This is a genomic window from Serratia sp. OS31 (assembly GCF_014164835.1).
GTDB lineage: Bacteria > Pseudomonadota > Gammaproteobacteria > Enterobacterales > Enterobacteriaceae > Serratia > Serratia liquefaciens_A.
In genome coordinates, this window is sequence record NZ_JACJFQ010000013.1 from 36,298 (window position 1) to 61,628 (window position 25,331).

The window sequence follows — 25,331 nt, forward strand, 5'->3', positions numbered from 1 at the left end:
GTCTCCGTTACACCTTTTCCACGTTAACCAGGAACGCCTTGAACTCTGGCGTTTGCGTGTTGGCGTCGCCGACAAACGGCGTCAGCGTGTTGGCGATAAAGCCTTTCTTGGCCACCCCTTCGTAACCCCAGTGGATCGGGATGCCGATAGTGTCGACCTCCTGGCCGTGCACCTGCAGGGTACGGATACGCTTGGTCACCACCGCCTTGGCCTTGATGTAGCCACGGTTGGAGCTGACCTTCACGGTATCGCCGTGCTTAATGCCCTTTTTCTCCGCCAGTTTTTCGCCGATTTCCACGAACTGCTCCGGCTGCGCGATCGCATTGAGCAACGCGTGCTTGGTCCAGTAGTGGAAGTGCTCGGTCAGACGATAGGTGGTGCCGACGTAAGGGAACTTGTCGGATTTGCCCATCGCTGCCAGGTCGTCCTTGAACACGCGCGCCGCCGGGTTGGACACCACGTTCGGGTGCAACGGGTTGGTGCCGAGCGGCGTTTCGAATGGCTCGTAGTGTTCCGGGAACGGTCCTTCGGCCATTTTGTCGGTGGCGAACAGGCGCCCCATGCCTTCCGGCTGCATGATGAACGGCCCGACGTCACTGCCGGGTGCGGCGGCGCTGTAGTCCGGGATATCCACCCCGCCCCACTTGGCACCGTCCCACTCCAGCAACTGACGTTTTGGATCCCAAGGCTTGCCCTGTGGGTCCGCCGAAGCGCGGTTGTACAGGATGCGGCGGTTAAGCGGCCATGCCCAGGCCCACCCCAGCGTATTGCCGAGGCCGGACGGATCGGCGTTATCGCGGCGCGCCATCTGGTTGCCGGCCGGCGTCCAGCTACCGGCGAAGATCCAGCAACCGCTGGCGGTGGTGCCGTCATCGCGCAGATGAGCAAAGGTGCTTAGCTGCTCACCCTTTTTCGCCAGCACTTTGCCGTCGGCGTCGAGAATGTCCGCCAGTGCCTTACCGTTGCTCTCCATCGCCACTTCTTCGGCAGCAGGGTTGTCCGGCGTCAGGTAATCCCAGCTCATGTTCAGCACCTGTTCCGGCACCGCACCGCCGTCGCGCGCATACATCTCGCGCAGACGGGTGAAGATGCCCGCCAGGATTTCGCCGTCGTTCAGCGCTTCGCCAGGGGCATCGGCGCCCTTCCAGTGCCACTGCAGCCAGCGGCCGGAGTTGACGATCGAGCCGTTTTCTTCGGCAAAGCAGGTGGACGGCAGGCGGAACACTTCGGTTTGGATCTTCGACGAATCAACGTCGTTGAACTCGCCGTGGTTCTGCCAGAAGTTCGAGGTCTCGGTGTTAAGCGGATCTATGGTCACCAGGAACTTCAGTTTGGACAGGGAAGCCACGACCTTGTTCTTGTTCGGGAACGACGCCACCGGGTTGAAACCCTGGCAGAAGTAACCGTTGACCTTGCCTTGTGACATCATCTCGAAGTACTGCAGTACGTCGTAGCCTTTGTCCCACTTCGGCAACCAGTCAAAGCCCCAGCTGTTGTCCTTCTGCGCCTTGTCGCCGTAGAAGCTCTTCATCAGGCTGACGAAGAATTTCGGGTAGTTGCCCCAGTAGTTCACCTGGCCCGGCAGCAGCGCCTTCGGCGTGTTGGCTTTCAGGTAACTGTCGAGATCCGGTTGCTTATCCGACGGCAACGTCATGTAGCCCGGCAGGCTCTGCGACAGCAGACCCAGATCGGTCAGGCCCTGAATATTGGAGTGGCCGCGCAGCGCGTTAACGCCGCCGCCCGCCATGCCCATGTTGCCGAGCAGCAGCTGGATCATCGCCATGGTACGAATGTTCTGTGCGCCGACCGAGTGCTGAGTCCAGCCCAGGGCGTACAGGAACGACGCGGTTTTATCCGCCGCGCAGGTTTCGGCGATGTATTCACACACCTGGAGGAAGTCTTCCTTCGGCGTGCCGCAGATGTTGGTCACCACGTCCGGCGTATAACGACTGACGTGCTCCTTGAGCAGGTTCCAGACGCAGCGAGGATCTTGCAGCGTGACGTCGCGCTTGGCGAAGCCGTTCTCGTCGAACTGGTAGTTCCAGGTGGTTTTATCGTATTTGCGGTTTTCCGCGTCATAGCCGCTGAACAGGCCGTCGTCGAAGGCAAAGTCTTCCCGCACCAGCAGGCTGGCGTTGGTGTAGGCCTCAACGTATTCGCGGTTGATTTTGTTGTTGGTCATCAGGTACAGCAACACGCCCGACAGGAAAGCAATGTCGGTCCCGGAACGGATTGGCGTATAGAAATCCGCTACCGATGCAGTACGGGTAAAGCGCGGATCGATAACGATCAGCTTGGCTTTATTGTGAATTTTGGCTTCCATCGCCCAGCGGAACCCCACCGGATGCGCTTCCGCCGCATTACCGCCCATGACGATAATCAGATTCGCGTTCTTGATATCAACCCAGTGGTTGGTCATCGCACCGCGACCAAATGTTGGAGCAAGACTTGCTACCGTTGGTCCGTGTCAGACACGCGCCTGGTTGTCTACGGCAAGCATGCCGAGAGCGCGACTAAATTTTTGCGATAAATAACCGGTTTCGTTGCTGGCGGCAGAGGCGCACAGCATGCCGGTGCTCAGCCAACGGTTGACGGTAACGCCCTGTTCGTTGGTTTTGATGAAATTGGCGTCACGGTCTTCTTTCATCAGCTTGGCGATGCGGGTGAAGGCGTCGTCCCAGCTGATGCGTTGCCATTTGTCCGAACCTGGCGCACGGTATTCCGGGTACTTGAGGCGGCTTTCGCTGTGGATGAAGTCGACCAGGCCGGCGCCTTTCGGGCAAAGCGCACCGCGGTTGACCGGGTGATCCGGATCCCCTTCAATGTGGAAAATGCTTTCTTTGGCGTTTTTGGCGCCATCACCAAGGCTGTACATCAACAGCCCACAGCCGACGGAACAATACGTACAGGTATTACGGGTTTCGCGCGCGCGCAGCAGTTTGTACTGCCGGGTCTCCGCCAACGCCACTTCAGGGGCAAAGCCCAGCGCAGCTACCGTCGTTCCTGCCATACCGCCAGCGCAGATCTTAAAGAACTGCCTTCTGCTGACCTGCATGGGGGTCTCCTTTCACTCTCGATTGTCACATTGTTTCAAATGGCGCTTTCCCCCTCGAAGCGGGAAGCGCTAAAATTACTGTTGTTTTTGCGGTGGCAATATTACCACAGCGTGTATGTGGTTGTTACAAACAGGTGCCAGTTAAGTGAACAATATAAACTCAGACCAACACATAAATGAGACCTCGCTCACAGGGGTGACTCAGGCTCAGGTTTATCAACGCGGGCAACTCGCCACCGCACAGCCGGATTGGCTGGCGGAAGAGGTTCCGGTCGCGCTGGTCTATAACGGCATCTCTCACGTGGTGATGATGTGCACACCCAAAGATCTTGAGGCGTTCGCCCTGGGCTTTTCCCTGTCGGAAGGCATCATCGAATCGCCACGCGATATCTACAGTATAGAGATTAACCAAACCTGTAACGGACTGGAGGTGCAAATAGAGCTTTCCAGTCGCCGCTTTGCCGGTTTGAAGGAGCGTCGTCGCGCCATGGCAGGCCGTACCGGTTGCGGCGTATGCGGTATTGAACAATTGGCGGACATTTTCCGTCCGCTGCCTGCACTGCCGTTCAGCCAGACTTTTTCCCTGAATAATCTCGACTCCGCATTGAAACAGCTGCGAGAAGTACAGGAAGTTGGGCAGTTGACCGGTTGCACCCATGCCGCCGCCTGGTTATCTCCACAGGGTGAAGTACTTGGCGGATGCGAAGACGTGGGCCGTCATGTCGCCCTGGACAAGCTGCTCGGCGTACGTGCCAAACAGGGCTGGTCTCAGGGCGCGGTATTAACGTCCAGCCGTGCCAGTTATGAAATGGTGCAGAAGGCCGCGATGTGCGGCGTGGAAATTTTGTTCGTGGTGTCTGCGGCAACCTCGCTGGCCGTGGAAATCGCCGAGCGCAGCAATCTGACGCTGGTCGGCTTCAGCAAACCCGGCCGCGCCACGGTGTTTACCCACCCACAGCGCCTGGTTGATCAGATTAAACCCACACTGCAAGTAGGGCATTGATAATCATTTTCAATATCATTTAAATAACTATAATGATCCGACTGCTTACGCGGTGCTCACAACATTGCGCCGCCCATACACCACTGGAGATGATGATTATGAGTTATTCACTGCCATCCCTGCCGTACGCCTACGACGCACTGGAACCGCATTTCGACAAGCAGACGATGGAAATCCATCACACCAAACATCACCAGACCTACGTTAACAACGCCAACACCGTACTGGAAGCCTACCCAGAGCTGGCGCAATACAGCGTTGAAGAACTGATCCAGGATCTGGATAAAGTGCCTGCTGACAAGCGCACCTTCATGCGTAACAACGCCGGCGGCCACGCTAACCACAGCCTGTTCTGGAAAGGCCTGAAAACCGGCACCACGCTGGGTGGCGATCTGAAAGCCGCTATCGAGCGTGATTTCGGCAGCGTAGAGAAATTCCAGGAAGAGTTCGAGAAAGCCGCAGCGACCCGTTTCGGTTCTGGTTGGGCCTGGCTGGTGCTGAAAGGCGACAAACTGGCCGTGGTGTCTACCGCTAACCAGGACAGCCCGCTGATGGGCGAAGCCGTTGCCGGCGCTTCAGGTTTCCCAATCGTGGGCCTGGACGTGTGGGAACACGCTTACTACCTGAAATATCAAAACAAACGTCCAGACTACATCAAAGCATTCTGGAACGTGGTTAACTGGGATGAAGCGGCAGCACGCTTCGCAGCGAAGAAGTAATTCGCCCCCGGTTGTGAAGATGCCCGCGTAATGCGGGCATTTTTTTGCCCAAAATCCGCTAAAGTTTAACCGCCCTTTGCCGATGATTTGTTCAATTGACGTTCGCCCGGAAAGGAAAATCATTATGGCGGCATTGCAAACACTGGCAGGAAAGTTCGTACATCTCACCGTGGGTAAAAAGCTCGGCCTCGGTTTTGGCCTGATGCTGTTACTGACGGCCATTATCGCCGGAACCGGCGCACAGTATCTGCATACCATCGAATCCCGCGCCGATCGCATCGACTTCAGCAACAGGTTGAATGACGAGATCAATCAAGCCAAATACAACCGTGCGCTGTTCGGCCAAACCTATAAGCCTGAATACCTGAAAAATAACCGCACCAGCATCGAGAACGCGGTGAAGATGATTAACCAGGGCCAGGACCTGGACTGGGATCCCCAAAGCCGCAAAGACCTGCAGCGTTTGATGGAGCTGATCGGCCACTACCAGCAGCAGCAAAACGCTTTCGAGAAGGCGGTCGCGGCAAAGGATGCCGTGCGCCAAAGCTGGAACATGTCGGAAGTGCAAGACAGCCTGAATCAGGTAGAGCGTCAGCTTACCAATGGCGACCTGCAGCTGGCCTTCATTCAGTTGAACCAAAAACTGACCCTGGTGCGCTACGGCGCGCGCGGCCTGTTGTTGAGCCTGAGCAGCGAGTCCGAAGCCCCGCTGGTCGCGGCGATAGATGATGCCCGCAGCGCGGCCAATGCGCTCAGCCGGCGGCTTAATGACGCTCAGCGCCCTCTGCTCCAACCGCTGCTGACCGCGCTTGATGATTACAAGAACCGTATCCAGGCCTACTTGCCGGCTTATCAACAGGAGCAAAACATCAGCCAACAGCTGGGCAACAGCGCGCAGGAGGTCGGTACGCTGGTCAACGCCTTTATGCAGGATGAACTGACGCAAACCCATAACGATATCAACGCCGCGCAGCTGCAAATGGGCATCACCACGCTGGTTGCCATCATTGCCGGGCTGCTGATCGCCTGGCGCATCACGTTGCAAATCACCCGACCGCTGCAAAGTACGCTGGCGCTGGCGGAACGCATTGCCAGTGGCGATCTGCGGCAGGCGCAGACCAGCACCCGTCGCGATGAGCTGGGGCAGTTGCTGAATGCCGTGGCGGCGATGAGCCAGAACCTGCGCGACATGATTGAGAAAATCCAGATGGGCGTCAGCCAGGTGTCCACCGCCGCCGCGGAGATTGCCGCAGGCAATACCGATTTGTCCTCCCGCACCGAGCAACAGGCCGCTGCGGTGGAAGAAACCGCCGCCAGCATGGAACAGCTCACCGCCACGGTGAAACAGAACGCCGAAAACGCCCATCACGCCAATCAGCTGGCCACGGACGCCTCACAAACCGCCCAGCAAGGGGGCAAACTGGTGGAAAACGTCGTCAGCACCATGCGCGACATTTCCAGCAGTTCGCAGCGGATAGCCGAAATTACCACCCTGATCAACGGCATTGCCTTCCAGACCAATATTCTGGCGCTCAATGCGGCAGTGGAAGCGGCGCGTGCCGGTGAACAAGGCCGTGGCTTCTCGGTGGTGGCCAGCGAAGTACGCAACCTGGCGCAGCGCAGCGCCCAGGCGGCAAAAGAGATCGAAGGGTTGATTACCGAGTCGGTCAGCCGGGTACAGACCGGCACCACCTTGGTGGAAAACACCGGCAATACCATGGAGCAAATCGTCCTGTCGGTCACCCATGTGCGCGACATCATGGCGGAGATCGCCGCCGCCTCCGACGAGCAGACTCGCGGTATTGCCCAAATTGGCCAGGCGATTGTGGAAATGGATCACACTACTCAGCAGAACGCCGCGTTGGTGGAAGAGTCTGCCGCCGCAGCCGACTCGCTGGAAGAACAGGCGGAGATACTGCTGCAAAGCGTCTCGGTATTCCGTCTGGCGGAGCTTTCTGCACCGGCCCCCGTGAAAGGGGCGGTGGCCAAGGCGCCAGCGATGAAAAAGCCGACGGCCAGCGCCGAAGCGGAAGATAACTGGACCACCTTCTGACCCTCAGCCGCCTGAACCTCTCGGGCGGTTATTGTTCCCCCCGGCCAACTCAGGCTATGCTGAACCTTCGAAGCGAGACATGGAGGCGCATATGCATCACCCTGAGGTTTACATCGGTACCGTTCAGCCTTACGAGGGCGGGCGGCCGAGCGGCATCGCCAAACGCCAGGTAGAAGGTGTCATCAAGCTGACGCCACTCGGCCTGGAAGGCGATGAGCAGGCGGAGAAAAGCTATCACGGCGGGCCGGATCGCGCGCTGTGTCACTATCCCCGTGAGCATTATCAACACTGGCGCGAACAGTTCCCAACGCAGGCGGAACTGTTCACCGCGCCGGCCTTTGGCGAAAACATTTCCACTCAGGGGCTGACCGAACACAACGTGTTTATGGGCGACATCTTCCGCTGGGGCGACGCGCTGATCCAGGTCACCCAACCCCGCTCTCCCTGCTTCAAGCTCAACTACCATTTTGATATCGACGACATCTCGGTGCTGATGCAACAAAGCGGCCGCTGCGGCTGGCTGTACCGCGTGATCTCCGCCGGTAAAGTCAGTGGCGATCGCCCGTTGGAACTGGTGACTCGCAGCAGCGATGTCTCGGTCGCCGAGGCGATTGGCATCGCCTGGCATATGCCGTTTGATGAAGAGCAATATCGCCGCCTGCTGGCGGTGGCCGGGCTGTCCGCCAGCTGGAGTAAAACCATGCTGACGCGCATCAGTGAACACCGTATTGAAGACTTTAATCGCCGCTTGCTGGGCCGCTGAAAAACAGCTGCCGGGAATGAAAAACGTGGCGCAGGAGACTGCGTTAAGCATTTTTACCGGCCTATACTGTGATGCAACCCAACCGGCAACCCCTTTCAGGCAGGAGCAAAGCTATGACCTCCCCATCTCATTCGATCCACCATGCCGCAGCCGTTGGCTATCAGGCCAATTCCGATCGCTACGTTAAAGGGCGACCGGATTACCCACCGGAAATTGCCGCTTGGCTGCGCGATACCCTCGGCCTGCATGCCGGTATGACGGTGATCGATCTCGGGGCCGGCACCGGCAAATTCACGCCCCGCCTGCTGGAAACCGGCGCTCAGGTGATCGCCGTCGAACCTGTGGCGCAGATGTTGGAAAAGCTGTCGATTGCGCTGCCGCAGGTGAAAACATTGGCGGGCACCGCGGAGTCGATCCCGCTGCCGGATGAATCAGTGGACGCCGTGGTCTGCGCGCAGTCCTTCCACTGGTTTGCCACGCCGCAGGCGTTGGCCGAGATAAAGCGTATTCTCAAACCCGGCGGCAAGCTTGGCCTGGTATGGAACATGCGCGATGCGCGCGTAAGTTGGGTACGTAAGCTGAACCAGATTGTTGATCGACACGAAGGCGACGCCCCGCGTTTTTACACCGGAGAATGGCGTAAGCTTTTCCCGTTCAAAGGGCTGGATGCGCTGCAGGAGCAGGTATTTATGCTCGCCCACCAGGGTGCGGCAGAAGATGTGATTTATAACCGGGTGCGTTCCACCAGCTTTATCGCTGCCTTGCCGCCCCAGCAGCAGGAAGAAGTGATTGAGCAGATCCGCCAACTGGTGGCAGAAGAAGAGGAATTGCAGGGCAAAGAAAACCTGACCGTGCCCTATCAGACCAAGGCGTATTTCACCACCAAGCTATGAAAGCCGGGCGCCATTGACGGCGCCCTGGCGATCAGAAAGCTTTTCTGGCGTAGCCGGTGACCACTTTCAGGCCCATTTCACGGCCCAGAGCGGTCATTGGGTGCACCACGATCAGGCCGCGCACGTTTTTCTTCAACGAGCCCATATCCGCCTGTTCTTTTTTGGTAATTTCACGACTGAACGGCAGTTGGCTCAGCTTTTGCGCTTCTGCGCTCAGCTTTTCAACACGTACGCCTTTCAGGCGCTCGATTTCTGCCGCCAGCTTCTCTTTTTCTTTGGTGTGCTGGGCAATCAGATCGAGATTGCCCTGTTGGATCACCAGGGTGTCTTTGTGGTTCAGTGCGTCCAGCAGGTCGCTAAGGCGCTTAATCTCTGCCTTTTCTATCTCTTTCATGGTTTCTGGCCTGTTGTGCCTGTCGGCACGCTAATCAATGATGCCCACATTGTAGCAAAATGCGCGCGTCGTTACCCGTCTTGCGCAATGCCCGGCGGCAAGCCACTCATCTCGCAGGCTTTGGCCCCCACGCGCGCCAGCGCCTGGCTGTAGCGCGCATTAAACGGATAACAACAGGAGAGCCGCAGCGCATTACGATAGCGGCCGCTGGGAGAATAAAGCGTGCCGGGCGTCAGGCAGATCTGCTCCTCCAACAACTGGTGGAACAACGCTACGCTGTCGACCCCGTCCGGAAACTCCACCCAGAACACAAATCCCCCCGCCGGTTGCGTGGCTCGCGTGCCGCGAGGAAAGTGACGCGCAATCAACCCTCGCGCCTCATCCACCTGGGCCGCATAGCGCTTGCGCAGGTTACGCAGATGGTGATCGTAACCGCCGGTTTCCAGGAACATCGCCAGAGTTTCCGACAGCAACTGCGACTCGGACATCGACGAAACCGCTTTCAGCTTGCGCAACGCGTCGTTGAAACGTCCGCCGCTGATCCAGCCGATGCGAAAATCCGGCGCCAGCGTCTTGGTAAAGCTGGAACAAAACAGCACCCAACCGTCGCGGTCGAATGATTTCACCGCCGGGGAGAGCGCGCCTCCGAACTGGATCTCAGCGTACAGCCCGTCCTCAATTAACGGCACCTGATGATCGTTCATCAGCCGCGCCAGGCGTTTTTTCGCCGCCAGCGGCATGGTGTAGCCCAACGGGTTTTGCACCGTCGGCATGGCAATTACCGCGTTCAACCGTTTCTCGTTCAGCAACAGTTCCAGCGCGTCCAATGACAGGCCGTGTTGCGGATCGGTGGGGATTTCCAGCGCTTTCAGCCCCAGACTGGCCAGCAGCGGCAGCAGGTAAAAATAGGTCGGTGATTCCAGCCCGACGCAATCGCCCGGTTTGGTGGTTACCCGCAGCGCCAGTTGCAATGCTTCCATGCAACCGTGCGTCAGCGTGATATCACCCGGCTCCAGCAGCATACCCAGCGTCATCGAACGCCGCGTGATCTGCTGGCGCAGCCGCAAACTACCGGGCGGCAGCGCGTACTGACCGATCAGGTTCGGCTGGCGACGCAGCTGCGATGAAAGCATCCGCCCCAATTTCCCGCCGGGGTAAAAATCCGAGGTCTGTGGGCAGGCCAGCGAAAGGTTGGTGAATGCCGGGTTCTGCTGGGCGGCAAACACGGTGTCGATCAAGGCCAGCACATCGTCCGCCGGTGGCTCTATTCGGCTGCTGGTCGGCAAGGCGGCCTTCAACGCCGGCAGAGTGTTGCACACATAAAACCCCGACTGTGGCCGCGCTTCTATCAACCCACGATCTTCCAGCGTGCGGTAAGCCGCGACCACGGTATTGATGCTGACGCTGTGAGTTTGCGCGCAGCGACGCACCGAGGGTAAACGGCTGCCGGGCAGCAGCGTGCCTCGGCGAATGGCTTCTGCCAGCGTATCCGCCAGCTGTTGGTAGCGCGTTTCCGGCATTTCATCGAGCAGGGTCACAGTTTGTCTCCAGGCAATGGGTACAGTTTAATATTGATGTAACTGTATCCATAACAATAACTGGTTTTTGGTTCTGTCACCATCCATCGGCAGGTTTTATGCTGGTTCCCTTGCTCCCCCAGCCCTGTGAGGAACCCATTATGCTGGACTCCGCCTTTATCAGTTATGTCACCGTCATGTCGATCACCCCAGGCCCCAACAACCTGCTGCTGGCGTCGTCCGGCGTAAATTTTGGCCTGCGTCGCACTCTGCCGATGGTTTTTGGCATCAGCGTCGGCTGCGCAGTGCAGTTGGCCCTGACCACCACCCTGCTGGCGCTGATTTTGAGCTGGGCCGGCATGATCCGTTTTCCGCTGGCGGTGATCGGCTGTACCTATCTGCTGTGGCTGTCCTGGAAGCTGTTCAAAGCGGCATCGCCAGACGGCAAGCAGCAAGCGCAGCCGATGCGCTTAATCAACGGGGCGTTATTCCAGGCGGTCAATCCCAAAGCCTGGCTGATGGCCATTAACGTCGCCATTCTGTTCACCCCGCGGGAAGGGGCCAGCCTCGGTCATACTTTGATGATTATTGCTGCCTTTACTGCGCTGAACATTCCATGCGTGTTGGTCTGGGCGGTGTTGGGCGATCGCCTGCGTGATGCGCTGCGAGTGACCTGGAAATTGCGGTTGTTTAACGGTGTGATGGCGGGATTGATGGCAGCCACGGCACTGTGGCTGCTGTTCGACGAGTGGCGCGCGGCCTTTGCCTAACTGCGGCCGAGAGGAGAGAGCCGGGACGGTTGTTTGGCGCCGATACCGGCTATCAGATCGGTGACGGAAAGCACCATTGTGGAACGCAGCACCTGCTGGTAGCGCTGGCGCTGCATGGCGATCAGCGACTCTTCCGCTTCGCCGGGCTGCAGGAAGGTCGGCACCGGCGGCAACGCGGTCACGCAGTGCAGCTCGCCGAACGGCCCGAGGATTTCATCATCGACAAAGCGGTATTCTGTCCCGTCGTGATTCAGCTCTTCACGCATCGCCATCAGCAACTCGGCATCTTCGTATTCGTGGCGGGAGATCACTCCCAGCCCGTACATCAGCTTCAGGCGTACCGACAACTCCCCCAGCGGACCGGCACCGGACAATAGCGGTTCGACGGCATACTTCACCGCATAATCGTCCTTGCGAAACACCTGCACCACCAGTACGTTGAGCGCTTCCGCCAGCAGCTCTACCGCCGCTATCAGGAAACTGCGCACCGTCTTGCCTGCGTTCAGCCTTTCCAGAACCTTATTTTCAAATGCCTGTGCTTCTTCCATCGTCGCTTTTCGAATGGCCTGGGTCGCGCCGTCAATGCCGAAGTCGGGGTGTAAGGGCGCAACTTGCTGCGCCCGTGAATTCATCATGCTGAATCTACTTTTGCATGGCGTTATACACAGCAACAGCCTGTTCTACAACCTCGCTTTCCGCCGGCAGGCCGGAAATTTGCGCCAGCGCCGCTTTTGGTCCCAGTTTGGCTAACAGTTCCACCAGCTCTTGGGCCTGCGGATCCTGCTCGCTGCGGTAGCTCATGGCGGCGGCGATGCCCTGAATCAGGTTCGCGTGCGGCAGGCCGTATTCCAAAGTGCCCAACAGCGGTTTGATCAGACGATCGCCCGCGCTCAGTTTGCGCAGCGGTTGGCGGCCCACGCGCTCAACGTCGTCGTGCAGATACGGGTTCTCAAAGCGACTGAGGATTTTATCGATATAAGCGGCATGCTTGGCGGCGTCGAAGCCATAGCGTTTGATCAGCACCGCCCCGCTCTCTTCCATCGCCCCTTTCACCACGCGGCGGATCGCCGGGTCCAGAATGGCATCGCGAATGGTCTGCAGACCGGCCTGTTGGCCAAGATAAGCGGTGATGGCATGACCGGTATTGAGCGTGAACAGTTTGCGCTCGACAAAGGCCATCAGGTTATCGGTCAGCTCCATGCCGGCGATCGCCGGTGGCTGGCCCTTGAACTGGGTCTGGTCGACAATCCACTCGCTGAAGGTTTCCACCGTCACTTCCAGCGGATCGCTGCTGCCTGCTTCCGCCGGCGGCACAATGCGGTCAACCGCCGAGTCGACAAAGCCGACATGCTGCTCGACCCACGCCTGCTCATCCTGCGGCAACGCATCAAACACATGTTGTTTTAACTGGCTGGTGCCGCGCACCATGTTCTCGCAGGCAATGATGTTCAGCGGTTGGTTGTTGCCCTGCTGATGACGCTTGATCAGCCCTTTGGCGATCGTGCCGGCAATTTTACCCAGGATCTGCGGGCCTACGGCGGTCGTCACGATATCCGCTTCGGCGATCAGCGCTACCGCCTCTTCACTGCCGCTGTTCACTGCGCTGACGTTGTTGACCGGCTCGACCCGCTCCTGCTCGCCGACCACGTGAACCTGGTAGCTTTTACGGCTGTTCAACAGATCCAACACCGTCTGGTTAACATCGGCAAAAGTCAGTTCGGCCTGTGCGTCCGCCAGCAGCTTGCCGATAAAACCACGCCCAATATTTCCCGCACCGAAATGTAATGCTTTCATATTCCTACCTTTCTAATGTCGAAGGGTGCAGCAAGCTGCACCCCTTAAAATGATTCTGTTATCCGGCTTTTTTGCCGCTGAGCAGGTCCAGCACTTCCTGCCGGCTTGTGGTATGCGCCAGCCGCTCGATGACGCCGTCGTCGTCCAGGGCATTGGTCAGGCTGGTGATCACCTGAATATGTTCGTTGTTGCGTGCGGCGATACCGATAACCAGCCGTGCCACCTCGTCCTCTTCATCGCCAAAGCGCACGCCTTGCGGGTACTGGCAGAACACCACGCCGGTGCGCAACACCCGGTCCTTGGCTTCGATGGTGCCGTGCGGCACGGCGATCGACTCGCCCAGGTAGGTTGAGGTGAGTTTTTCACGCTCCAGCATCGCCGCGACGTATTCCGGCTCAACGTAGCCCCCTTTGACCAACTGCTCGCCGGCGAAGCGGATCGCCTGCTCTTTGTCGCCGGCCTGCAGATTAAGGAACACGTTGCTTTCGCTCAGTTTGAACAGGTTTTGCTCGGTGGCCTCAAAGCTGTCGTCAAGCGTGCTGATGACTTTCTGCTGGTTATCGGTGGTTTTATTGGCCGCCACCAGGCGCTCGGTCAGATCGTTATACAGCTTGCTGTCGAGGAAATTGGTCAGCGAGATGTGCTGCGCCTGTGGCGCATGACGCATCGCGCGCTCAGTCAGGTCACGGTGAGTGATCACCAGATCCACATCATCCGGCAGGTTGTTGATGGCGCTGTTGGTCACGGAGATATTTTTCAGCCCGGCGTCCGCCACTTTTTTGCGCAGCACCCCAGCCCCCATAGCACTGGACCCCATGCCCGCATCGCAGGCAACGATGATCTTACGCACCGTGGTCAGGTCACCATCGACGGCTGCATGAGCCGCAGCACCGCCCTTAGACTCAGATTTCATCGCCTGTACGCGGCGAGTGGCCTCTTCCAGATCATCCTCTTCTTTCGCTTTCGAGGTTTTCAGCAGGAAGCCGGCAACCACAAAGGACACCGCGAACGCTGCGGCGATCGCCGCCAGGTTGGCGAAGTAAGCGCCCTTAGGGGTCATTGCCAATACCGCCAGAATCGAACCAGGAGAAGCCGGAGACACCAGACCGCCGTTGAGCAGGGTCAGCGTGAACACGCCGGTCATACCGCCCAGGATCACCGCCAGCAGCAGGCGTGGATTCATCAGCACGTACGGGAAGTAAATTTCGTGGATACCACCGAAGAAGTGGATGATCGCGGCACCGCCGGCAGACTGTTTGGCACTGCCGCGGCCAAAGAACATGTAGGCCATCAGTACGCCCATACCCGGGCCTGGGTTGGCTTCAATCAGGAAGAAGATGGATTTACCGGTTTCGGTCGCCTGCTGGATGCCCAACGGCGAGAAGATACCGTGGTTGATGGCGTTGTTCAGGAACAGGATTTTCGCCGGCTCCACGAAGATCGACGCCAGCGGCAGCAGGTTGTTGGTCACCATGATGTTCACGCCGGTAGCCAGGATATGTGACAACCCTTCGACCAGCGGGCCAATGGCCATAAATGCCAGAATAGCCAGCAGCATGCCGATAATGCCGGCGGAGAAGTTGTTCACCAACATCTCAAAGCCGCTTTTGATTTTGCCGTCTACCCAGCGGTCAAAATGCTTGATCGCCCAGCCGCCCAGCGGACCGGCAATCATGGCGCCGAGGAACATCGGCATATCCGCCCCGACAATCACGCCCATGGTGGTGATAGCGCCCACCACCCCACCGCGATCGCCCCCCACCAGGCGACCACCGGTAAAACCGATCAGCAGCGGCAGCAGGTAAGTGATCATTGGGCCTACCAGTTTGGCTAAGGTTTCGTTCGGCAGCCAACCGGTAGGAATGAATAACGCGGTGATGATACCCCAGGCGATAAAGGCGCCAATGTTGGGCATCACCATGTTGCTTAAGAAGCGGCCAAAGTTTTGAACTTTGACTTTGATGTCTGGTGAAAACATAAAACACACCCCTATTGTTACGCGCTGACAATAAGAGCGCGTGATTATTGTTGTTACGATCCAGCCATGTTGTCGCTGTATGCGAAATGGACTCTATCACGCGGTTTTTACCGTGCGAACTTCACGGATTTTTTGTGACAAACATCACACTACAACCCCCATCAACCGGGCAGTTATAGTGATCACGATCACATTTACTCAGTGTAAAAAAGCCACAACGAGAACAAAAATCGCTTAAATGCCCATTAAATGTGATATTAATCACATTTTTCTGATGCGTGTTTGTTTTTAAATTGTGACATTGATCACAATCTATTTTTCGGTGGCTACCGAATCCTGGCTTGGGGGTGTTCTTCCCTGTGAGCATTCATCCCGTCGGGAAATAGCGGTGTGATGAATGAAAGAAAACTACATGTCGGAAATCGATGATTAATTGAAGTGTAGTACAGAAGCGTGGTGCAAGAAGTGAGCAAGCCGTTGGAAAGTCACAGGGGAATGGCAGAAGCCGGAATGCCGGCCTCTGCGTTTGGAGATTACTGAGTAACGCTGGAGACGACTTTTTGTGCGTTAAGTAAATCCTGCTGCTTGGCCACCAGATTCGACATCATGGTGTTGTACTGCGTTGCCTGCTGGGAAGTACGGAACTGCACGCCGTTATTGTTAAACGCTACCTGATTACCCTGGGCACGCAGGAAATCCCCCACCTGAACCAGATCCTGAACGAAGCTGGCCGTGGTCGGAATCACCGGCATCAGCGCATTGGCCGGCCCGGTAACAATCTTGTCGTACGCCTGGTTATACACGGCTTTCAGATCGTCAGGTTGCTTCAGCGCGGCCCGGGCGGTATCCGCCTGCGACTTGGCTGACTGGATTTGCTGCCCCAGCAGGTTCAGCGCCCCAACGGACTGTTGCAGCGTATCACGCTTGCTCATGTAGTCCTGTGCGGCGCGGATCTGGTTAATCTGATCCAACGCCGGCGTCAGACTGGCATCCAGTGACTTGGACAACTGCTGAGAAAAACCGACCAGGATGGCGTAATCACCGGCATAGTTGCCGAACTTCTGTTTCTGATCTTCGCTCAGCGTCGGGATTTTCGCGCCGCTGCGCATCACCGAATTCTGGATGTAATCAATAAACGCCTTGCGTTGTTCCGGCTCTTTATCGCCGCAGGCGGTCAATTGCATGACCACCAACAATGCCAATACCGGGGCCAACCAACGCGCGAAAACTCTGCTCTTGATCCCTACCGCCATGTGACATAACTCCTGTTATAAACCTGCTTTTTCATCGGACTCCGTCCCTTTTGCTGCACTCCTTGCGCCTATAAGAATAGATCAACTGAATGCGATTCGATACGCGATTCACCTTTTGGTGGTTATTCTTCGGTGAAAGGCCAACATGCAAGGCGCTATACGCGCTGGCAAGGGCTACTGTACCGACTCAGGGGCATGATACACTTTTGTATCATTTATCACCGGGCCAAGCTGCGTATGCCATCCTATCAGCCACCGTTGACCATCAGCTCACGCATGCTGCATCTGGTAACCGATGTCGGCGATCGGCTTGCGCGTTTAAAAATGCAGGCTGAGCAAGAACATGCCTTACGGCTGCGCCGCATCAACCGCATCCGTACCATTCAGGGCTCTCTGGCTATCGAAGGCAATACTTTAAGTGAAGAGCAGATCACCGCCATCATCGAAGGTAAACGTATCATTGCGCCACCTCGCGATATTCAGGAGGCGCTCAATGCCATTCGTTGCTATGGAAACTTGAACAACTGGCGTCCCATGCAGGAGGAGGATTTACTCGCTGCACACCGGCTGTTAATGGCTGGCCTATTGCCAGATGCCGGACATTATCGCCACGGCGGTGTCGGGGTGATGAACGGTAAAACCGTCATTCATATGGCGCCACCTGCGGAAAGGGTTTGCCAGTTAATTCGGCAACTGCTGCTCTGGTTAAAAGAGACCGACCTACCGCCGCTGATCGCAAGCTGTGTATTTCATTACGAATTTGAGTTTATCCACCCTTTCGCCGATGGTAACGGACGAATGGGCAGACTGTGGCAAACGCTGATCCTGTCACGTTGGGAGCCCTTGTTTGCCAACGTGCCGGTTGAAAGCCTGGTACATGACAATCAGTCCGGTTATTACCAGGCGCTGAACACCAGTAACCAACAGAGTGACTGCGCTCCCTTTGTCGAATTTATGCTGGGCATGATCTTGCGAGCGTTAGAGCATAGCCTTACCCCCCAAGTCACCCCCCAAGTCACCCCCCAAGTCGCCGAATTATTGGCGATACTGAAAGGCGAGATGTCACGCGAGGAAATTCAGCATGCGCTGCAGCTGCAGGATCGAAAATCTTTCAGTGTGCGTTATTTACGTCCTGCGCTAAACGCGCAACTGATTGAAATGACTCTGCCCGAAAAACCGAACAGCCGCCTGCAAAAATACCGACTAACCGCTCAAGGTGCTTCGCTGCAACGACGGCAATAAAAAAGGCGCCCTAAGGCGCCTTTTCACCACTGAACCGCTTACTGCAGTACGGAGATATCCGCGACCTGCAGGAACAGCTCACGCAGCTTGCTCAGCAACGTCAGACGGTTTACACGCACTGCTTCGTCATCGGCCATCACCATCACGTTGTCGAAGAACGCATCGACCGGCTCACGCAGCTCCGCCAGTTCCACCAGCGCATCCTGGTAGCGGCCTTCAGCAAAGAAAGGCTCCAGCTTATCGCGCAGCACCACCAGGTGGGTCGCCAGTTGGATCTCAGCCGCCTCTTTCAACACCGAAGCGTGAACGCGATCGTTCAGCGTATCGGTAGATTTGGCCAGGATGTTGGAAACACGCTTGTTGGCCGCTGCCAGCGTCGTGGCTGCTTCCAGCGTACGGAAGTGGGTGACCGCCTTGACGCGTGCGTCGAAGTCCGCAGGCTTGGTCGGACGACGTGCCAGCACCGCTTGAATGGTGTCGACGGCGTGGCCTTCTTCCTGATACCAGGCGCGGAAACGGCCCAGCATGAATTCGACAACTTCGTCGACGACCTTGGCGTTGGTCAGCTTGCTGCCGTACAGGCGCACGGCCTCTTCGGTCAGGGTTTGCAGATCCAGCGGCAGGTTTTTCTCAACGATGATGCGCAGCACGCCCAGCGCGGCACGGCGCAGCGCGAACGGGTCTTTATCGCCTTTCGGATGTTGCCCAATGCCGAAGATACCGGCCAGGGTGTCCATCTTGTCGGCGATCGCCAGCGAACAGGCCACCAGCGATTCCGGCAGCGCATCGCCGGCAAAACGCGGCTGGTACTGCTCGTTCAGAGCAACGGCAACGTCTTCCGCTTCGCCGTCATGACGCGCATAGTGCATGCCCATCACGCCCTGAGTGTCGGTAAATTCGAAGACCATGTTGGTCATCAGATCGCACTTCGACAGCAGGCCCGCGCGGGTGGCGTGGTTAACGTCAGCACCAATTTGGCCGGCAACCCAGCCCGCCAGTGCCTGGATGCGATCGGTCTTGTCGCGCAAGGTTCCCAGTTGCTGTTGGAACAGCACGGTTTCCAGACGCGGCAGATTGTCTTCCAGGCGTTTTTTACGGTCGGTATTGAAGAAGAACTCGGCATCGGCCAGACGCGGGCGCACCACCTTCTCGTTACCGGAGATAATTTGCTGCGGATCTTTGGATTCGATATTGGCCACGAAGATAAAGTTCGGCATCAGGTTGCCCGCGGCGTCATACACCGGGAAATACTTCTGATCGCCCTTCATGGTGTAGACCAGCGCTTCCGCCGGCACCGCCAGGAATTTCTCTTCGAATTTGGCCGTCAGCACCACTGGCCATTCCACCAGCGAGGCCACTTCTTCCAACAGGCTTTCGCTCAGATCGGCTTTGCCGCCAAGCTGCTGCGCTGCCAGCTCCGCATCGCGCTTGATCAGCGCCTTACGGGTTTCATAATCGGCCACCACTTTACCGCGCTCCAGCAGGATCTGCGGATATTGGTCGGCGTTGTCGAGGGTGAATTCGGCTTCACCCATAAAGCGGTGACCGCGAACAGTGCGGGCAGAATCGATGCCCAGCACGGTGCCTGGGATCAGTTCTTCACCCAGCAACATAGTCACGGTGTGTACCGGACGCACGAACTGCACGTCAGAATTACCCCAGCGCATCAGTTTCGGGATAGGCAGCTTGGCCAACGAATTGCTGACCATGCCCGCCAGCAGCGCTTGCGCAGGCTGGCCTTTAACATGGGCGCGATACAGCAGCCATTCACCTTTATCGGTCACCAGGCGCTCGGCCTGATCGACGGTGATGCCACAACCGCGTGCCCACCCTTCGGCCGCTTTGCTTGGCTTGCCTTCGGCGTCAAACGCCTGGGCAATGGCCGGGCCGCGCTTTTCGACTTCGCGATCGGCCTGCGCTGCGTGCAAGTTGGCCACTTTCAGCGCCAGACGGCGCGGTGCGGCAAACCAGCTCACTTCGCCATGTTCGAGATTGGCACTGTCGAGCTCGGCGGTAAAATTCGCGGCAAAGGATTCTGCCAGTGAACGAAGAGCCTTCGGCGGCAGCTCTTCCGTGCCGATTTCCACCAGGAAAGTCTGTTGAGTCATGGCTGCCTCTTAGTTCTCGTTCTTTTTGCACATTGGGAAGCCCAGCGCTTCGCGGGAAGCGTAGTAGGCCTCGGCAACGGCTTTGGTCAGCGTGCGGATACGCAGAATATAACGCTGACGCTCGGTCACCGAGATCGCCTTGCGCGCATCCAGCAGGTTGAAGGTGTGGCCGGCCTTCAGAATACGCTCGTAAGCCGGCAGCGGCAGCGGTTTCTCCAGCGCCAGCAGCGACTGGGCTTCTTTCTCGTACTGCTCAAAGCAGGAGAACAGGAAGTCCACGTCGGCGTATTCGAAGTTATAAGTGGACTGCTCCACTTCGTTCTGGTGGAACACGTCGCCATAGGTGGTCACACCCAGCGGGCCATCGCTCCACACCAGATCGTAGACGCTGTCCACGCCCTGGATATACATCGCCAGACGTTCCAGACCGTAGGTGATTTCGCCGGTGACCGGTTTGCACTCCAGGCCGCCAACCTGCTGGAAGTAAGTGAACTGCGTCACTTCCATGCCGTTGAGCCAAACTTCCCAACCCAGGCCCCAGGCGCCGAGCGTCGGGTTTTCCCAGTTATCTTCCACGAAGCGGATGTCGTGAATGGTCGGATCCAGACCCAGCTCTTTCAACGAGCCCAGGTACAGTTCCTGAATGTTGTCCGGCGATGGCTTAATCACCACCTGGAACTGATAGTAGTGTTGCAAACGGTTCGGGTTTTCACCGTAGCGGCCGTCAGTCGGACGGCGGGACGGCTGCACGTAAGCGGTAGCCATTGGCTCCGGCCCCAGCGCGCGCAGGCACGTCATCGGGTGAGAAGTTCCCGCGCCGACTTCCATGTCCAGTGGTTGAACGATGGTGCAGCCTTGGCGCGCCCAATAGTCCTGCAGTGTCAGGATCAGGCCCTGAAAGGTCTTGGTATCAAACTTTTGCATGTTGAATTCGCACGCGATACAAGTGGATTTAAATGGGATGGGCCAGTATACCCGTTGACCGTAAGATATACAGCCAGAATCCCGCAACAAGTGTGAATCATCAAAGAAGCGCGGTCTTTTCACGCACTAAAACAGGGCAAATGCCCCTCTTTAGCACCGGTTCAGCGTCTTAATCCCCCCCATTCCCCGGCCCGAGGGCGTCACTCAGGCTGGCACCAACCTTGCTAGCGTCCTGATATTCGTCCCTTCAGGAGATTCGCTGATGACAACCACCTTAACCGACAGCCGCTATCGTTACCGTATTTTCGCCATGGTGTTCTTCATTGCACTGATCAACTACGTCGATCGCGGAGCGCTCTCCTTCGCCGCCAACGATATCTCCCATGAATTCAACTTCAACAAGGCGCAGCTGGGCGCCGTGCTGGGCTATTTTGGCTTTGGCTATTTGTTCGGTTCGCTGTGCGGCGGTTTTCTGGCCGACCGTATCGGCACCAAAAAAGTCTGGCTGATCGCCGGGGCGCTGTGGTCACTGCTGGAGATTGCTACCGCCTGGGCCGGCGAGCTGGGCGTGGCGCTGTTCGGCGGCTCCGCCATTATGGGGTTTGCCGCACTGCGGATCATGTTCGGCTTTGCCGAAGGTCCGGCCTACGCGCTGATGAATAAAACCATCGCCAACTGGGCGCCGCGCAAAGAGCGTGGCTTTTCACTGGGCATCGGATTGCTGAGCACCCAGGTGGGTTCGCTGCTGACCGCGCCGCTGGCCGTGGGGTTACTGCTGCTGACCGATGACTGGCGCAGCATGTTCATGCTGCTGGGCCTGTTTTCGCTAATCGCCATTCTGCTGTTTGCCCGTTTCTTCGCCGACACACCGCAGGAGCATCCTGAAGTCAACGCCGCCGAATTGGCCATCATCAGCGCCGATCAGGAAGCCGATAACGCACAAACGCCTCTGCCATGGTGGGCGTTTTTCACCAACCGCACGCTGGTGTTTAACGCGCTGGGTTATTTCTCGTTCCTTTACGTCACCTTTGTGTTGGTGACCTGGGGCCCCAAATACCTGCAGGATACTTTTAACTACGATCTGCATTCGCTGTGGTACGTCGCGATGATCCCGTGGAGCGGTGCCTGCTTCACCGTGCTGCTCGGCGGCCGCATCGCCGATGCGCTGTTGAAACGCTTTGGCAACCTGCGGCTGGCGCGCAACCTGTTTGCGGCAGTCACCCTGTTACTGACCGCCACCTGCTTCGTCCTGATCCCCTTTATGAACACGCCGACCGAAATCATTTTGTTGATGACGCTGGGCAATGCGTTGAATGCGCTGGTCAATAACGTGTATTGGTCGGTAGTGATAGACGTCACGCCGAAGGCTTCGGTGGGGGCTTACAGCGGCATGACGCTGGCGATCGCCAATATTGCCTCGATCACCGCGCCGATGCTGAGCGGCTGGCTGGCACAGCACCACGGCTATGGCGCCATGTTCTTCGCCACCGCCGTGGTGTCTTTCTGCAGCATGCTGTGCATGACGCTGCTACAGCCGGAAAAAAAGATAGTGGCCGAGGGCACCCTACCCAACCGCCCGGGAGTGCAGCAAACAGCTCCCTAAGCGATCGGGCATCGACACTCAAAAACGCGCGCTGACCCCGACGTTATACATAAACTGTTCGCCACTGCTCAGGCCGCCGGTCTGAGAAACGGTGGCGAAAGCCGCCACCTGATCGGTCAGCGGCATATTCGCCCCCAGCGTCACATCCACCCAGTTTTTATCCTGGCTGGCGCTGTCGCGGGTGAACGAGGTCTGGGTGGACTTCAGTCCACCGCCGGCACGGTAAACGTCATCACCAAACTGATGTTGGTAGCTTACCTCGGCATAAGGGTTAAACAGGCCGAACTTGCTGTCCAACCGCCAACCCAACGCACCGATCTGCGAATGGTAGGTCTGATCGTTAAAGCGCATGGCGGTGCTGTCATTGCCGTCTTCGCTGTAACCGGAAACGTTGCTGTAATCCCAGGCAAACTGTGCCATCGGTCCGGTGGTCAGGTAAGAGGTGACGGGGAAATCGTAACCGGCGGTGATCCGCGCCCCCCATTGCTTGCCGTCGGTGTTGCCGGTTTCGGTACGGGTTAACGCCCCAAGCTGCATGCTGCGGCGAATATCATCGTAATTCATCGTCGCATAGTGCAGATCGGCATTCACCCAACCGTTTTCAAACAGGTCAAGGGCGGTAAAGGCGGAAAATAGCAGGCCACGCGCTTTGTAGTCGTAGCGGCTGGAGGGCTGCTGATCGTCATTGGAGCCGGAAATCAGCGCGCCGATCAGCCAACCCTCGGTCAACTGGTAATCCACCCCTACCGTCAGATTGTGAGTGGTGGCGTTGCCATCGCCTGCCGCCAGATTGGAAGAATAGTCATAGTGCTGCCCGGCATAGCCGCCGAACACCCCCAGCGATCCTTGCGGGTTGTCGCCACTGCGCAACTGTTGGAAACGGCTGTCGAGGGTCGCGCGGCTGTCACGCGCCATGGCCGCCGTCGCCTGATTCAGCGCCACCACCTGCGCCGGGCCGTCGAGCACCGCCTGAATGTAATCGGCAATCAGCAGATGCGCCTGCGGGCTGGGATGAAAATGGTCGGCGAACAGGTAGGCCTGGCTGCTATCAAAGCCCGGCATGGCAGAACGGCACACCGCAGAGGAGACGCCCGGCGGACAGGCCATGCCCGCGGTATTGGTAAAGCCAAACTGCGCCGGGTTGGCCATCGCCTCGCCAAACAGTTTGTTCACATCAACCCGAACGATATTCCCGCTCCCCTGCGCCAACAGGCGGTCTTCGCTCTGATTGTAGAAATCGGTCAGTTGCGCCGCCTGCGCGCTAAGGCTGTCATAAGCGGCAATCAGCTGCGCGGCGATCGCCTGCTGCACCTGCGGGATCGCGCTGCCCTGCGCCGCTGCCGCCGTCAGGGCCTGATGGATAGCCTCGGTACGTGAAGCGTTATCCGGCGTGGCCAGCGAATTCAGGGTGGCGTAAGCCGCCTGAACCGCTGCGTTTTGCACCGGCGTCAACGCCTGCTGGATAATCAGCTCCATCAACTGCGGCGTGGAGCCAATATTCGGCACCGTCGGCACAATCACCGTACCGGCGCCGGCATTCAGCAATGAATGAACCTGAGCGGCCGCCGCCGCTGCGCTGTTGTAGGCTACGCCCGGCGCGGTCGTCGGGTTTAATGCCGCCGCCGCCAGGTCGTTGCCGCCAATCCAGTGTATATACAGACCGTCACCGTCTGCCCGGCCATTGACCCGGTTGAGGTAGCTCTGTACCTGATCCTGCGTATTGTCCACCGGATTCAGTGCCGGCACCGCCACGCCACCGCCGGCAGCATAGTTATTGCCGCCATCGTCCGACGCCACTAACGCCGCGCCGATGCGCTGCGCCAAAACTTCGTCGTATAACAGATGCTTATTGCTGTCGTAGGTAAAGCGGCCATTGTTGCCGGTGTCGCTCAGGCTGTCGCCGAAGACGTAGAGTTGATCATAGGCCAGCACCGGGGTCGTCATACTGCACAATATCGCCACTGCAAGCACCGCCGGACGGTGCATACGAGTTATTTTTAGAGGCATGAATAGACTCCTGAGAGCCAGCAAATGAAGGAAAATACGTTTTTATCATTGGCCTTTTTACCTGCCGGCCATCTAGTAAATATTGCTGGCTTTTCCCCCACGTCAAGCCGACTGATGATAAAACAATCAGGGGCTTGCCAAGTTCATCACTTCAGGTAATGATTACTGTAAATAAACACAGCACAAGGACAGTCAGTATGACCAACGAACGTTGCGGTTGGGTGACGGCAGATCCGTTATATCTCGAGTATCACGACAAGGAATGGGGCGCACCAACCACCGATGCGCGCGAGCTGTTTGAAATGCTCTGCCTGGAAGGGCAGCAGGCTGGGCTTTCCTGGATCACCGTGCTGAAAAAGCGTGAAAATTACCGTCACGCCTTTCACAACTTCGATCCGCAACGGGTGGCCGCTATCGATGAAAAGGAGATAGCAACGCTGCTGCAGGACAGCGGCATTATCCGCCACCGGGGCAAAATTGAAGCCATCATCGCCAATGCCAAAGCCTATCTGGCGATGGAGGCGGCCGGGGAAGATTTCGTCACTTTCATCTGGTCATTTGTCGACGGCGAGCCGCAGCTCAACAGTTGGCAGACGCTGGGCCAGGTGCCGGCGAAAACCGAACGCTCGGACGCCTTGTCCAAGGCACTGAAAAAACGCGGCTTCAAATTTATCGGATCCACCACCTGTTACGCCTTTATGCAGGCCAGCGGGCTGGTGAACGATCATCTGACAGGGTGCCTCTGCTACCCAAAGCCGCAGTGATCCGCCCCTGCCAACCGGCAGACATGGCGCAGTTAATGGCCTTGTGGTTGCCCAGCACCATTGCTGCGCACCCGTTCGTCAAGGAAAGCTACTGGCAAGAAAGCGCGACGCTGGTGCGGGAAAACTATCTGCCGCGAGCGCAAAGCTGGGCCTATTGGCATCAAGGGGAAATCGTCGGGTTTATCAGCGTGTTGGATCAACGCTTTATTGGCGCACTGTTCGTTGAACAGGCCTTTCATGGCCGCGGCGTCGGGCAGGCACTGATGGCGCACGTACAACAGCACTATCCCCAGCTAAGCCTGGAGGTGTATCAGCAAAACCTGCGCGCCTGCGCGTTCTACCACAAGCTGGGTTTTCAGGTGACGCAGCGTCTGTTTAACGAAGAAACTCAGGCCTATACCTTAATCATGAACTGGCCTTCCGCAGTCTAAATCTTGTCACTTCCGGCTAAAAAAGGCGCATCCCACACCGGGATGCGTTCAATTCAGAAT

General features: G+C 57.6%; 20 protein-coding genes. 10 read left to right on the forward strand and 10 right to left on the reverse strand.

Features of this window, described 5'->3' with window-relative positions:
• Positions 1–7: 7 nt before the first annotated feature.
• Entirely contained in the window at positions 8–3,055 is a 3,048-nt protein-coding gene (fdnG, locus tag H5P17_RS12855) for a formate dehydrogenase-N subunit alpha (protein ID WP_182823334.1), read from the reverse strand.
• A 145-nt stretch (positions 3,056–3,200) separates the two neighbouring features.
• Between fdnG and fdhD the strand changes: the two genes are divergently transcribed.
• From fdhD to H5P17_RS12880, 5 genes are all read left to right on the forward strand, one after another.
• Positions 3,201–4,058, forward strand: coding sequence for a formate dehydrogenase accessory sulfurtransferase FdhD (gene fdhD, locus H5P17_RS12860; RefSeq protein WP_182823336.1), 858 nt, complete (start codon positions 3,201–3,203; stop codon positions 4,056–4,058).
• Positions 4,059–4,156: 98 nt separating this feature from the next.
• On the forward strand, positions 4,157–4,777 hold the full coding sequence (gene sodA, locus H5P17_RS12865; protein ID WP_044554332.1) for a superoxide dismutase [Mn]: 621 nt from the start codon (positions 4,157–4,159) through the stop codon (positions 4,775–4,777).
• Between the two features lie 124 nt (positions 4,778–4,901).
• Positions 4,902–6,830: a methyl-accepting chemotaxis protein gene (locus H5P17_RS12870; protein ID WP_044554331.1), complete on the forward strand. Its 1,929-nt coding sequence runs from the start codon at positions 4,902–4,904 to the stop codon at positions 6,828–6,830.
• A 91-nt stretch (positions 6,831–6,921) separates the two neighbouring features.
• Entirely contained in the window at positions 6,922–7,593 is a 672-nt protein-coding gene (gene yiiM, locus H5P17_RS12875; protein ID WP_182823338.1) for a 6-hydroxyaminopurine reductase, read from the forward strand.
• 113 nt (positions 7,594–7,706) lie between these two features.
• Positions 7,707–8,486 (forward strand): class I SAM-dependent methyltransferase, encoded by a 780-nt coding sequence (locus H5P17_RS12880; protein ID WP_044554329.1) that lies wholly within the window; start codon positions 7,707–7,709, stop codon positions 8,484–8,486.
• 31 nt (positions 8,487–8,517) lie between these two features.
• Here the strand turns inward: H5P17_RS12880 and H5P17_RS12885 are convergent, their stop codons facing one another.
• Positions 8,518–8,880: a YibL family ribosome-associated protein gene (locus H5P17_RS12885; RefSeq protein ID WP_044554328.1), complete on the reverse strand. Its 363-nt coding sequence runs from the start codon at positions 8,878–8,880 to the stop codon at positions 8,518–8,520.
• Positions 8,881–8,951: 71 nt separating this feature from the next.
• The gene (locus H5P17_RS12890) at positions 8,952–10,418 is read right to left on the reverse strand and encodes a PLP-dependent aminotransferase family protein (RefSeq protein ID WP_182823340.1); all 1,467 of its coding nucleotides are present in this window, start codon (positions 10,416–10,418) and stop codon (positions 8,952–8,954) included.
• A gap of 140 nt (positions 10,419–10,558) precedes the next feature.
• On the opposite strand from H5P17_RS12890, the gene H5P17_RS12895 reads away from it, so the two are divergent.
• Complete coding sequence (locus H5P17_RS12895; RefSeq protein ID WP_044554326.1) at positions 10,559–11,167, forward strand: LysE family translocator; 609 nt, start codon at positions 10,559–10,561, stop codon at positions 11,165–11,167.
• Here H5P17_RS12895 and H5P17_RS12900 read toward each other — a convergent pair.
• The 4 genes from H5P17_RS12900 to H5P17_RS12915 form a co-directional block, all read right to left on the reverse strand.
• Positions 11,164–11,715, reverse strand: coding sequence for an MltR family transcriptional regulator (locus tag H5P17_RS12900; protein ID WP_020824669.1), 552 nt, complete (start codon positions 11,713–11,715; stop codon positions 11,164–11,166). The two genes, H5P17_RS12895 and H5P17_RS12900, sit on opposite strands and share 4 nt — an antisense overlap.
• 94 nt (positions 11,716–11,809) lie before the next feature.
• Complete coding sequence (locus tag H5P17_RS12905) at positions 11,810–12,961, reverse strand: mannitol-1-phosphate 5-dehydrogenase (protein WP_182823342.1); 1,152 nt, start codon at positions 12,959–12,961, stop codon at positions 11,810–11,812.
• 58 nt (positions 12,962–13,019) lie between these two features.
• On the reverse strand, positions 13,020–14,939 hold the full coding sequence (locus tag H5P17_RS12910) for a PTS mannitol transporter subunit IICBA (RefSeq protein ID WP_044554323.1): 1,920 nt from the start codon (positions 14,937–14,939) through the stop codon (positions 13,020–13,022).
• 533 nt (positions 14,940–15,472) lie between these two features.
• A complete protein-coding gene (locus H5P17_RS12915) occupies positions 15,473–16,192 on the reverse strand; it encodes a DUF3053 domain-containing protein (RefSeq protein WP_182823344.1) in 720 nt (239 codons plus the stop codon).
• 276 nt (positions 16,193–16,468) lie between these two features.
• Here H5P17_RS12915 and H5P17_RS12920 point away from each other — a divergent pair, with 276 nt between their 5' ends.
• Positions 16,469–17,434: a Fic family protein gene (locus H5P17_RS12920; RefSeq protein ID WP_231479002.1), complete on the forward strand. Its 966-nt coding sequence runs from the start codon at positions 16,469–16,471 to the stop codon at positions 17,432–17,434.
• Between the two features lie 38 nt (positions 17,435–17,472).
• On the opposite strand, the gene glyS is transcribed toward H5P17_RS12920, so the two are convergent.
• Together glyS and glyQ are read right to left on the reverse strand one after the other, a co-directional pair.
• Positions 17,473–19,542: a glycine--tRNA ligase subunit beta gene (gene glyS, locus H5P17_RS12925; RefSeq protein ID WP_182823348.1), complete on the reverse strand. Its 2,070-nt coding sequence runs from the start codon at positions 19,540–19,542 to the stop codon at positions 17,473–17,475.
• A 9-nt stretch (positions 19,543–19,551) separates the two neighbouring features.
• On the reverse strand, positions 19,552–20,466 hold the full coding sequence (glyQ, locus tag H5P17_RS12930) for a glycine--tRNA ligase subunit alpha (RefSeq protein WP_044554320.1): 915 nt from the start codon (positions 20,464–20,466) through the stop codon (positions 19,552–19,554).
• 262 nt (positions 20,467–20,728) lie between these two features.
• Here glyQ and H5P17_RS12935 point away from each other — a divergent pair, with 262 nt between their 5' ends.
• Positions 20,729–22,069, forward strand: a complete 1,341-nt coding sequence (locus tag H5P17_RS12935; RefSeq protein WP_182823349.1) for an MFS transporter — start codon at positions 20,729–20,731, stop codon at positions 22,067–22,069.
• An 18-nt stretch (positions 22,070–22,087) separates the two neighbouring features.
• Here H5P17_RS12935 and H5P17_RS12940 read toward each other — a convergent pair whose 3' ends face one another.
• A complete protein-coding gene (locus H5P17_RS12940) occupies positions 22,088–24,076 on the reverse strand; it encodes an autotransporter outer membrane beta-barrel domain-containing protein (protein WP_182823351.1) in 1,989 nt (662 codons plus the stop codon).
• 197 nt (positions 24,077–24,273) lie between these two features.
• On the opposite strand from H5P17_RS12940, the gene H5P17_RS12945 reads away from it, so the two are divergent.
• On the forward strand, positions 24,274–24,840 hold the full coding sequence (locus H5P17_RS12945) for a DNA-3-methyladenine glycosylase I (protein WP_182823353.1): 567 nt from the start codon (positions 24,274–24,276) through the stop codon (positions 24,838–24,840).
• Positions 24,837–25,271, forward strand: a complete 435-nt coding sequence (locus H5P17_RS12950; protein WP_182823406.1) for an N-acetyltransferase — start codon at positions 24,837–24,839, stop codon at positions 25,269–25,271. Before H5P17_RS12945 ends, H5P17_RS12950 begins: the two co-directional genes overlap by 4 nt.
• The last annotated feature ends 60 nt before the right edge of the window (positions 25,272–25,331 follow it).

Coding starts and splice junctions, on each gene's coding strand:
- sodA (WP_044554332.1), top strand. CDS start 4,157: ATGAGTTATTCACTGCCATCCCTGCCGTACGCCTACGACGCACTGGAA.
- H5P17_RS12870 (WP_044554331.1), top strand. CDS start 4,902: ATGGCGGCATTGCAAACACTGGCAGGAAAGTTCGTACATCTCACCGTG.
- yiiM (WP_182823338.1), top strand. CDS start 6,922: ATGCATCACCCTGAGGTTTACATCGGTACCGTTCAGCCTTACGAGGGC.
- H5P17_RS12880 (WP_044554329.1), top strand. CDS start 7,707: ATGACCTCCCCATCTCATTCGATCCACCATGCCGCAGCCGTTGGCTAT.
- H5P17_RS12885 (WP_044554328.1), bottom strand. CDS start 8,880: ATGAAAGAGATAGAAAAGGCAGAGATTAAGCGCCTTAGCGACCTGCTG.
- H5P17_RS12895 (WP_044554326.1), top strand. CDS start 10,559: ATGCTGGACTCCGCCTTTATCAGTTATGTCACCGTCATGTCGATCACC.
- H5P17_RS12900 (WP_020824669.1), bottom strand. CDS start 11,715: ATGGAAGAAGCACAGGCATTTGAAAATAAGGTTCTGGAAAGGCTGAAC.
- H5P17_RS12905 (WP_182823342.1), bottom strand. CDS start 12,961: ATGAAAGCATTACATTTCGGTGCGGGAAATATTGGGCGTGGTTTTATC.
- H5P17_RS12910 (WP_044554323.1), bottom strand. CDS start 14,939: ATGTTTTCACCAGACATCAAAGTCAAAGTTCAAAACTTTGGCCGCTTC.
- H5P17_RS12915 (WP_182823344.1), bottom strand. CDS start 16,192: ATGGCGGTAGGGATCAAGAGCAGAGTTTTCGCGCGTTGGTTGGCCCCG.
- H5P17_RS12920 (WP_231479002.1), top strand. CDS start 16,469: ATGCTGCATCTGGTAACCGATGTCGGCGATCGGCTTGCGCGTTTAAAA.
- glyS (WP_182823348.1), bottom strand. CDS start 19,542: ATGACTCAACAGACTTTCCTGGTGGAAATCGGCACGGAAGAGCTGCCG.
- glyQ (WP_044554320.1), bottom strand. CDS start 20,466: ATGCAAAAGTTTGATACCAAGACCTTTCAGGGCCTGATCCTGACACTG.
- H5P17_RS12935 (WP_182823349.1), top strand. CDS start 20,729: ATGACAACCACCTTAACCGACAGCCGCTATCGTTACCGTATTTTCGCC.
- H5P17_RS12940 (WP_182823351.1), bottom strand. CDS start 24,076: ATGCCTCTAAAAATAACTCGTATGCACCGTCCGGCGGTGCTTGCAGTG.
- H5P17_RS12945 (WP_182823353.1), top strand. CDS start 24,274: ATGACCAACGAACGTTGCGGTTGGGTGACGGCAGATCCGTTATATCTC.